Raw genomic sequence first — 9,572 nt, 5'->3', positions numbered from 1 at the left:
ATCTACGCGACCGATGGCATACGCACCACCGGTCATTCGAGAGTCGGCCAGGACAACGTGCCGCGCGAGAACGCCGCGGTTCCCGAGCGCCTGTATGCCGCAGGAGGCGTGCTGCTCGGCAAGCTTTCCACGCACGAGTTCGCGCACGGCGGCCCGGACTTCGACGCGGCATGGCCTCCGGCGCGCAATCCATGGAACCCCGAGCATTCCACCGGCGGGTCGAGCAGTGGATCCGGTGCAGCCGTTGCGGCTGGATTCACCCTTGCCGCGATGGGCACCGATACCGGCGGATCGGTACGCAATCCGGCTGCGTGCTGCGGGGTGGTCGGCCTCAAGCCGACCTTTGGCCTCGTCAGCCGGTACGGCGTGATCCCCAACTCGTGGAGCTACGACCACTGTGGCCCGCTCGCCTGGACGGTCGAGGATTGCGCGATCGTGCTCGATGCCATCGCGGGCTTCGACACGCGCGACGGCGCGAGCGTCGAGTACCCGCGCGTGCCGTATCGTGCGCCGCTGACCGGCGACGTGCGCGGCCTGCGCATCGGCGTCATCCGCCACTTCTGGGAAGAAGACCTGAAGGTGAGCGAGGAGGTCGCCGCTGCGATGGGTGCCGCGATCGACGCCTTCCGGCAACTCGGCGCCACGCTCGAGGATGTGCGCATGCGCCCGCTGCAGCACTACCTGGACGTAAAGATGGTCATCGCCGAGGCCGAGATCTTCTGCGTCCACCAGCCGGATCTCATCGCGCGGCCAGGCGAGTTCGGCAAGCCTTTCCTCGCCCAGACGCTGGCGGGCTGTTTGTTCGACGCCGTCGATTACGTTCAGGCTCAGCGCGAGCGTCAGCGCATTCTCGCCGAGATGGAGCCGCTCTACGAGAAGTACGACGTCCTGTTGACGGTGAGCTCTGCGCCTGCAGCGCGATTCGACAGGATGTCCGCGTTCAGGTCGTGGATCCAGCCGAACATCCACACCGTGTTCAGCGTGACCGGAGGTCCTGCACTCGTGCTCTGCAACGGCTATGGCAAAGGCGGCTTGCCGCTCGCCATGCAGATCGCGGGGCGCCCCTTCGACGATGCGACGGTGCTGCGAGCCGCCCACGCCTACGAGCGGGTGGCGGATACACGCACACGGCGCCCGAAGCTCACGCCGGGCGCCGCCCGGGTGCCGGTGATGCCGCCCACGCTTTCATCGGGGAAGCCGGTCGACGACGCGAGCCGCAGGTTCGCCGCAGAGCGCGCGCGCCGCGCCGGCCTCACCTTGAACGACGAGCAGATCGAGTTGCTGGCCGAGGTCGTGCCTTACGCGGAGGCCATGGCGAAGCGCATCGGGCGCGATTTTTCGCGCGACGAAGAGCCTGCGACGGCTTTGCGGTTACGCAGTCGAACCGCGGCCGAAAGCAGGTAAGGCATCGGAAGGACGCATCCGGGTCGATGGGAGCCGAACGCTGCCGCAAGCCGCCGCTCGATTCACCTTCGCCGGATGATCTGGGGGTGCTGTACGCGCAGAAGTGGGAGAACCCGGACATCTATTCGCCCTTCAACGTGACGGGCAGTCCGTCGCTGGTGGTCTGCAAATGGCTACTCGAAGAAGGGGCTGCTGCCGCTGGGCATGCAGATCGCAAGCCGGCCCTTTAACGAAGCTGGGGTGTTCCGCTTCGGGCACGCCTACGAAAACGCGACCGCCTGGCGCAGCCGTCGCCCGCAACTGGTGCCGGGCGCGAAAGTGATCGAATTGAAAGCAGCGCAACCCAAGTCCGTGCAGGGGGGTGGATGTGCCGGCGGACGTGAAGGCGCAGGTCGATGCCATGATTGTGCGAGCGGGGCTGCGCTTGAACGACGCACAACGCGCCATGCTCTATGAAGTCGCGCCGACCGTGATCGATACGGCGCGCCGTATCCGGGGCAAGCATTCTCACGCGCGCTATGACGAACCGGCGAATACCTTCCGGTTTGATTGAGCATGGATGCGTATTGCCAATTGCGCGCGGAAAGCCGTTTTCAGCGGCTAGCACAATGAAAGCCCGCGGCTTTGCCCGGGACGGTTCTCGCTCGCCCGGCATGCGCGCACTCTGGCGGTTGGAAGTCCAACCGGAGGCGAATCACGGCGAACGAAGCCAAGCGCAACTGCATGTGGGTGACCGAGCGTCGGGAGGAAGGGTGAAACCGACGCGGGAGCACATTTTAAAGCTCGGGCACTGTTGCACCGAGTTGCGCACGTTTGATGTCCGCCCCGTGCATCGCTCTCAACATCAGGTCGCGGTCGAGGTGAGGTGCGAAGAGCGACAGAAAACATTCCCACCGATCGCGAAAGGAAGCCATGCTTCCGGCGCGGTGCGCGATTTGAAATCCGTGGGCGTTGTACCGATTTCTGCACTTGCTCGCGTTGCCGCGCAGCCAATCCGGGCGATGGCGTAGTAGGATCGATGCGTCGTCGGTAAACTCGAGGGAAGCATGAGAGCCTTATGCGCAATCTTCATCGTCGCCGCCGCAGTTTCGGGTTGCGCGACAACGGTCCCAATGTCCAAATTCAACCTCGAAGAAGCGACCGTCGCGAGCGTGCATCAAGCGCTTTCGAGCGGCGTACTCACGTGCACGCAGTTGACCAGGCTCTATATTGAGCGCATCGCAGCGTACAACCTCAAGGGGCCGCAGCTGCGCGCGATCCTAACCGTGAATCCGAAAGCGCTTGAGATCGCAGCCGAGATGGACAGGCGATACAAAGCGAATCCTTCTGGGGTAGGCGCGCTTCACTGCATCCCGGTCATCCTCAAGGACAACTTCAACACCGTCGACATGCCGACGACCGCAGGCAACGTCAGCATGAAGGATTCGATACCGCCTGCGGACGCCTTTACCGTCGCGAGCATGCGCAAGGCGGGCGCGCTCATCCTGGCCAAGTCCAATCTCCAGGAGTTCGCGCGAGGCGGGATGTCGGTTAGCAGTCTCGGTGGGCAAGTACTCAATCCGTACGATCTCACGCGCACGCCGGGCGGCTCGAGCGGTGGGACCGGCGCCGCAATCGCGGCAAACTTGGCGTTGCTCGGCACCGGGAGCGATACGGGCCAATCGATCCGCTCTCCGGCATCCGCCAATAGTCTCGTCGGCATACGCCCTACGCGAGGCTTGGTGAGTCGCGCCGGCGTCATTCCGAACAGTCTCACCCAGGACGAGATCGGACCGATCACTCGCACGGTCACCGACGCGGCCGTATTGCTCGATGTGATGGCTGGCTACGATCCGGCGGACCCGATCACCGCTTTCAGCAACGGCCGGATACCGAAGAGCTATACCCACCTGCTGGACCGCAACGCGCTCAAAGGCGCGCGCATCGGCGTCATGACGGACCTCATGGGCAAAGAAGCGCGCCATCAAGAGGTCAACAGGGTGATGGAAGACGTCATAGCAAAAATGCAGTCGCTCGGCGCTACCATTGTGCGGTTTGACATCCCCGAGTACGCAAAGCTCGCAGGGACGGTGTCCACGTCGCGGTACGAGGCGCGCACGGTGATGGAAAGGTACTTTGCTACGCTAGGTCCGAATGCGCCGGTGAAGTCTTTCGCCGACCTCGTCGCTGCGAAGAAGTCGGCGGTCCAGAAGACGCTCGAAGCCGAGCTCGCGATCGCCGACGGCATGAACAGCCAAGTCTACAAGGATCGCATGCTCAATCGCGATAAGCTGCGTCTGGTGGTTGCCAGCAAGATCGCGGAGCTCAAACTCGATGCGATCCTCTATCCGCTCCAGAAAATCCTGGTCGCGAGAGTGAGCGATGCGAATCAGCTTGAGCGCAATGGCACGCTGTCGAACGGGACGGGCTTTCCCGCCGTAACCTTCCCGGGTGGTTTCTCGACACCGTCCGCGTCGGCTCCGCTCGGCGTGCCTGTCGGCGTCGAGTTGCTCGGACTCGATTACTCGGAAGCGAAGCTCCTCGCCTACGCCTACGCTTTCGAGCAGGCGTTCAACCCGCGCAAAGTGCCGGCGAGCACGCCCAGGTTGCCGAACGAGCTGTAAAGGTCGCGGATCAGGTGTAATCGGCTGCAAATGGACCGCGGGAATCGACCGGAAGCAGCCGAAAGCAGGGCGCTTCGGTTCTCCCACTGCGCAAACTCTGAGGCGAATGCGCGCTGCGCGCATCATCCCCTGACGCACACGACGCCGGGCACCCTCAGAGCTTCAGCGTAAGTTGCTTTTCCGCGAACTCGCGCGGCTCATCTTCGAGCGGCGGCGATACGGTGTCATTCCAGCGGTTCAGAAAGCCGTTGATCGAAATCACCATGGTGATCTCGACGATCTGCGACTCCGTCCAGTACTGCTTCATGCGGGCGAACAACTCATCAGTTACGGCGTTGGGCTGCGAGGCGCCGGCCACTGCGAAATCCAGTGTAACGCGCTCCCTTTCGTCGAATAGCGGGCTCGTGCGGTAATCATCGAGGGCATTGACCTTTTCAATGTCGATGCCCGCGGCGTGCGCGGACTCCGCGGCATGAATCATCGAATACCGGCTGCCATGCGTGCGGCCGCATATGAACGCCACCATGCGCTTCAGTCCCGGGTGCACCTCGCTCGCGGGATCCCACACCGAGGAGGCGAGCTGGGCAAGTCCTTTGACGAAGCGCGGCGTGCGGCACATGACCAGCACGGTGCTCGGTACGTACCCCAGAAGTTTCTGAAAGCGCTGCACATGTTCCTGCAGTTCGGGGATGGCGTCAGGCGCCAGCGGTTCGAGTCTTGCCATGCGGCGGGAGCTCCTGTCTGGTTGGTTGGGGAATTATTGGGGCGTCACACCCGAGATCCTGACGACTTCTTTCCACTTCGCAATTTCCGCCTTGACGAAGGCGCCGAGTTCGGCCGGTGTAGACGAGACCGCGTCTATGCCGACGTTTGCCATGCGCTACTTCAACGTCGAAGTGTCGAGGACTTTGACCAGTTCGGCATTGAGCCGGCTGATGATGTGCTGAGACACACCGGCGGGCACGAACATGCCGTACCAGATCGTGACCTCATAACCCGGCACGCCGGATTCGATGACGGTCGGCACGTCGGGCAACTGCGGGCTGCGCTTGGCGGAGGTGACCGCCAGCGTGCGCAGCTTGCCGGACTTGATGTACGGCAACTGGCTCGTCACGCTGGCCGATGCGGTGTCGATTTGTCCGCTCAGCAGAGCGATGGTGACCGGTCCCGAACCCTTGTACGGCACATGCAGCATGTCGGTCCCGGTGATCGACTTGAGCAGTTCCATCGCGAGGTGCGGCGAGCCGCCTACTCCGGTGACCCATAGCGTATCTTGCCTGGATTTGCCTTGGCGTAAGCGATGAATTCCTTGAAAGTCCTGGCAGGGACTGAGGGATGTACCACGAGCACATTGGGCGTCGTCCCAAGCATGGAAACCGGCGCGAAGTCCTTGACGGGATCGTAGGGCAGGTTCTTCAGGACGGCCACGTTGATTCCGTGGGTGGAAATATTGCCCATCAGCACCGTGTAGCCGTCCGGCTGCGCGCGAGCCGCGATGGACGTCCCCAGCGTGCCGCCGGCACCCGGGCGGTTGTCCACCACCACCTGCTGGCCCAGCGCTTCACTCAGCGCACTGGCGACAATGCGCGCGCTGATGTCACTGCCGCCGCCCGGGGCGTTGGGCACGATGGCGCGTAGGGGCCGCGAAGGATAGTCGTCCACGGCGCCTGCGCTGACCGTTCCGGGGCCGCTGACAAGCAGTGGCATGCCCACCACCGCCGCACCCAGCACCTGCACCAAGAATCTGTTCATGTATCTGCGTCCTCCGGAGTCTTCTTGTGCGCGCGCAAAGTATAACCGCGGCTGCCGGACGATTGCGTCGCGTGCCGGCGATACCTGGCACGCTAGAGCGCTAGACCTCAGCGTGCCCTATGCGGTACGGAACCGTGGAGCATTTCGCCGGTTACGAAGCTGCACTTTGCCGAGTAGGTTGCCAAAGATGGGCCACTATGCCCGCAAGGCTTAGCTCTTCAACGGCAATACGCAGCGCGCGGTATGCTTGCGGCAATGCCGTCTGCGTAGCTCGCCATTCCGACCTTGTCAAAATCATCTCTGGCGGATAGGCCGGCGTTGACCGCACTGCGCTAGACGTGGCGCTGCGCCACGATTTTCCGCATGGAGGCTAGTGTCCCGCCTCGATTTCCATGTCGGATGCGCCCATTATAAACTTGGCACACCCGCGCCCAGGTCGGCCGAGGGATCGATCTGGGATCACCTGCAATAGGCTCAAGCAGCTATTCCGCTTCGGCAACTTTTATAGGAAGTTCCAGCAGTGACCGAGCATAACGTCTCATTCCAGTAGAACGGGAATCCAATCAATGCAAGCAGATCTCCTGCAGGCGCTGCTCACCCTACTGAGTGTGCAGCACTTCCTTTCTCTGCTGGGGGGCACACTCCTCGGTCTGGTCGTCGGCTTTCTGCCGGGGTTGGGTGGCATCGCAGCCCTGTCGTTGCTGCTGCCGTTCGTCTACGGCGGCGATCCGACCCTGGTGTTGCCGATGATGATCGGCTTGCTTGCCGTCACCAACACCTCCGACACCTTCCCGGCCGTGCTGGTGGGCATACCCGGGACTTCCAGCGCGCAGGCGACCATTCTGGACGGCCATGCCTTGGCCCGGCGCGGCGAGGCCGCGCGCGCGCTCGGGGCGGCGTTCTCGGCTTCCCTGCTCGGCGGCCTGTTCGGCGCCCTTATCCTCACGCTATCGATTCAAGTCGCGCGTCCGCTCATTCTCGGCGTGGGTTTCGGGGAGCAATTGATGCTCGTCATCCTGGCGCTCACGATGGTAGGCATGCTGACGGGCGCGAGCGCTGTCAAGGGGCTCATCATGTGCGGCATGGGCCTTCTCGTCGGCAGCATGGGTGCGGCGCCCGCCACCGCCGAAGAGCGCTTGACCTTCGGCACGATCTACCTCAGCGACGGCATTCCGCTGGTGATCATGGGGCTGGCGATGTTCGCCATACCCGAGTTGCTGGACGTACTGCGCAAACGGGTCCAGATCTCTTCCATACCTGAACTCGGCTCAGGCACATTTCAGGGATTCCGGGAAACGCTCAAACACAAGTGGCTGGTCGTGCGCTGCTCCTCGCTCGGGGTGATCATCGGCGCTCTGCCGGGGCTGGGCGGATCGGTTACCAACTGGGTGGCATACGGGCATGCGGTGCAGACGGCGAAAGACCGCTCGTCGTTCGGCAAAGGCGATATTCGGGGAGTGATCGGACCGGAAGCGTCCAACAATGCGGACAACGGCGGCGCGCTGATACCCACGCTCATGTTCGGCATTCCCGGGTCGGCCAGCATGGCCCTGTTTCTCGGCGCCCTCATCTTGATCGGTGTGGAACCCGGAATCGGCATGATGGAGCGCCATCTCGATCTCACCTTCATCATCATCTGGTCGCTCGCAATTGCCAACGTCATCGGGGCCGGGATCTGTCTATTCTTGGCGAAGCCGATTGCGCGACTGACAGTCGTGCCCTTTGCGCTCGTCGCGCCCTTCATGATCGTCATCGTATTCTTTGCCGCCTATCAGGCCACTCGCGCCTGGGAGGATCTGATAGCGCTTTTCGTCCTGGGTATCCTCGGCATGTACATGAAGCGCTTCGGTTGGTCTCGACCCGCCTTTCTCATCGGTTTCGTCCTCTCGATGCAACTCGACGCCTCCGTCTATCAATCGATCCAGGTGTACGGAATGTCCTTCCTAGAGCGCGGTGGCGTGCAGGTGATGCTCGCACTGATCGCCGCTTCGGTTTTCGTGGCGGCGCGCATGAAGCCACACCGCGAGTCGCTTACGGCGGCTGGGCCGCACGCCTCGGCCGGCAAGACTCCGCAAGCGATTTTTCTCGGTCTGCTGATCCTCGCCTGCCTGTACACGATTTATGATGCATGGCATCTCGCGTTCTTGGGTAAAGTCTTTCCCATCTCGGTTGCACTGGTCACCTTGGCGCTGCTCGTTGCGGCTGCTGTTCTGATGACGTTCAAGCGGCCTAATTACGTATTCTTCGACAGCGAGCGTGAATGGGGGAATGCGGACAAGCCCGTACACGGCGACCTTCATTTCCAAGCCTGGATCCTTACGCTGCTCGCAACAATTGCCCTGCTCGGTTTCGTCCTTGGGATATTCACCTACATCACGACCTTTCTGCGGATGAAAGCTGGCTTGAGGTGGCTTTCGGCGATCGGCGGCGCGCTCGGGGCGGTTATCGTCCTGAGCACGTTCGGATACTTCCTGACGTTGGAGTACCCCAAAGGGCTTTTGCAGGCTGTCGCCGCGCTACCGTGGCCATTCGATTGAAAGGCTCGAGGTGGGCCGCTGCTTCGAACGGACGAAATGCACTTGGCAATTCGCGCAAGGAACCCGCCCATGACCTTTGCCTGAATGGCGATTCATGTTCCCGGACCGTGCCCGCTTGTGATTTCGTCTGTACGCCGGTGTGACAGAGGTGGCTCATAAGCACAGGCAAAGAAGAGAAAACGCGTGTGGTGACCGCTTACCATTTTCCAGCGTTGTCCGAGGTATCAAAAACCCGGCGGGTCAGTCCGCAGCCGCACCCTTGTACCGGATCTCGGCGAGTCGCCAGCGCTTACGGCATTCAAGAGGCGCTCGTCTCCGACCGGTGTCCTTGCGGTCGACAGTATCGCTGCGCCAAAGCCAGCCGAAAGTTCCGCCACGACACCATTGGGTCATGGTCGTCTCGTGACAATAGCTCACTACTGTCCGGTTAAAAGTTGACCAGAATCAGTTGGTGCGCATGGTTGGGCGGGTCGGCTTGAGACTGGACGGGCTGCAAGGCGCATGAAATCTCGATTTTCTCGAAGACCGAGACCGACAAGATCTGTAGACATGTATAGAGCGAGGCGTCGAGATGAAGCGCCTTCTTGACGATGGTGATGAGCACGTAGGTGGCGACTGCACACCAGCCTTGGGTCTTTACGGCGTTTTCGCTGGTGCCCATGAAATGCTTGATGCGCAGATGCTGCTTGATCCACTTGAACGAAGGTCCGACATACTACCCACCAGCACTCTGCATGCGGAAGTTGTAGTTCGATACCGCTTCCACCCTCGGGCAGGCGAGCGATTTCGGATTGCGCGCCGGCTCCTGGTGCATGACGAGATTTGCTTTGTCGTGCACACGGCCGAGGGCACAAACACCGAAAGGCAACCGCTTGCCGTACCGGCCTGGATGACGGAGGCGGCCTCAGCACAGTGTGAGATCGTAAATGTCGCCAGCATTCCCGTAACGGTACTTGCCGAGCTGCGTGGTCTCGTCGACGCTGCCCTATCCTCTCTTGAGCCCACGGGGGCCCAAGGAGGACGTGATGCGCGCACACAAGGTTCAGCAACGAGATCTGTTCGACGACCATTCGCCGGCGCCGGGGCCAGCGCTACCACCGGAAGTTCTGGAGGAAGCACTGCAGATCTTGACGGGGTGGCTGCACGCTCTGAGCAAAGCGATGGTTCAAGGGAGCAGCGATGAACAAGATCGGCGCTGACCATCTGACGCGACGCGCGTGCGTATACATCCGCCAGTCGACGCTCGATCAGGTACACAACAACCTGGAGAGCCAGC

At 62.0% G+C, this 9,572-nt stretch carries 7 protein-coding genes and 1 pseudogene; 4 read left to right on the top strand and 4 right to left on the bottom strand.

What is annotated here, in order from left to right; translation table 11 throughout:
• From GEV05_27115 to GEV05_27105, 3 genes are all read left to right on the top strand, one after another.
• Positions 1–1,404: an amidase gene (locus tag GEV05_27115; GenBank protein MPZ46970.1), complete on the top strand. Its 1,404-nt coding sequence runs from the start codon at positions 1–3 to the stop codon at positions 1,402–1,404.
• A gap of 26 nt (positions 1,405–1,430) precedes the next feature.
• Positions 1,431–1,634, top strand: coding sequence for a hypothetical protein (locus GEV05_27110; GenBank protein ID MPZ46969.1), 204 nt, complete (start codon positions 1,431–1,433; stop codon positions 1,632–1,634).
• Between the two features lie 882 nt (positions 1,635–2,516).
• Positions 2,517–4,007, top strand: coding sequence for an amidase (locus tag GEV05_27105; GenBank protein MPZ46968.1), 1,491 nt, complete (start codon positions 2,517–2,519; stop codon positions 4,005–4,007).
• A gap of 154 nt (positions 4,008–4,161) precedes the next feature.
• Here GEV05_27105 and GEV05_27100 read toward each other — a convergent pair whose 3' ends face one another.
• The 3 genes from GEV05_27100 to GEV05_27090 all read right to left on the bottom strand — a co-directional run bounded on the left by GEV05_27100 (position 4,162) and on the right by GEV05_27090 (position 5,759).
• Positions 4,162–4,731 (bottom strand): carboxymuconolactone decarboxylase family protein, encoded by a 570-nt coding sequence (locus GEV05_27100; protein ID MPZ46967.1) that lies wholly within the window; start codon positions 4,729–4,731, stop codon positions 4,162–4,164.
• A 156-nt stretch (positions 4,732–4,887) separates the two neighbouring features.
• Complete coding sequence (locus GEV05_27095; GenBank protein ID MPZ46966.1) at positions 4,888–5,235, bottom strand: hypothetical protein; 348 nt, start codon at positions 5,233–5,235, stop codon at positions 4,888–4,890.
• Between the two features lie 20 nt (positions 5,236–5,255).
• The gene (locus GEV05_27090) at positions 5,256–5,759 is read right to left on the bottom strand and encodes a hypothetical protein (protein ID MPZ46965.1); all 504 of its coding nucleotides are present in this window, start codon (positions 5,757–5,759) and stop codon (positions 5,256–5,258) included.
• Positions 5,760–6,325: 566 nt separating this feature from the next.
• Here GEV05_27090 and GEV05_27085 point away from each other — a divergent pair.
• Entirely contained in the window at positions 6,326–8,296 is a 1,971-nt protein-coding gene (locus tag GEV05_27085; protein MPZ46964.1) for a hypothetical protein, read from the top strand.
• A gap of 490 nt (positions 8,297–8,786) precedes the next feature.
• On the opposite strand, the pseudogene GEV05_27080 reads toward GEV05_27085, so the two are convergent.
• Positions 8,787–8,996: pseudogene (locus GEV05_27080) on the bottom strand (IS4 family transposase).
• Positions 8,997–9,572 lie beyond the last annotated feature (576 nt).

It is taken from the genome of Betaproteobacteria bacterium, from assembly GCA_009377585.1.
Lineage (GTDB): Bacteria > Pseudomonadota > Gammaproteobacteria > Burkholderiales > WYBJ01 > WYBJ01.
This window is presented reverse-complemented; position numbering and strand designations above follow the sequence as displayed.

Bases quoted from the DNA above. Each gene is read 5' to 3' on its own strand.
- GEV05_27110 (MPZ46969.1), top strand. From the start codon at position 1,431: ATGGGAGCCGAACGCTGCCGCAAGCCGCCGCTCGATTCACCTTCGCCG.
- GEV05_27105 (MPZ46968.1), top strand. From the start codon at position 2,517: ATGTCCAAATTCAACCTCGAAGAAGCGACCGTCGCGAGCGTGCATCAA.
- GEV05_27100 (MPZ46967.1), bottom strand. From the start codon at position 4,731: ATGGCAAGACTCGAACCGCTGGCGCCTGACGCCATCCCCGAACTGCAG.
- GEV05_27095 (MPZ46966.1), bottom strand. From the start codon at position 5,235: ATGGAACTGCTCAAGTCGATCACCGGGACCGACATGCTGCATGTGCCG.
- GEV05_27090 (MPZ46965.1), bottom strand. From the start codon at position 5,759: ATGAACAGATTCTTGGTGCAGGTGCTGGGTGCGGCGGTGGTGGGCATG.
- GEV05_27085 (MPZ46964.1), top strand. From the start codon at position 6,326: ATGCAAGCAGATCTCCTGCAGGCGCTGCTCACCCTACTGAGTGTGCAG.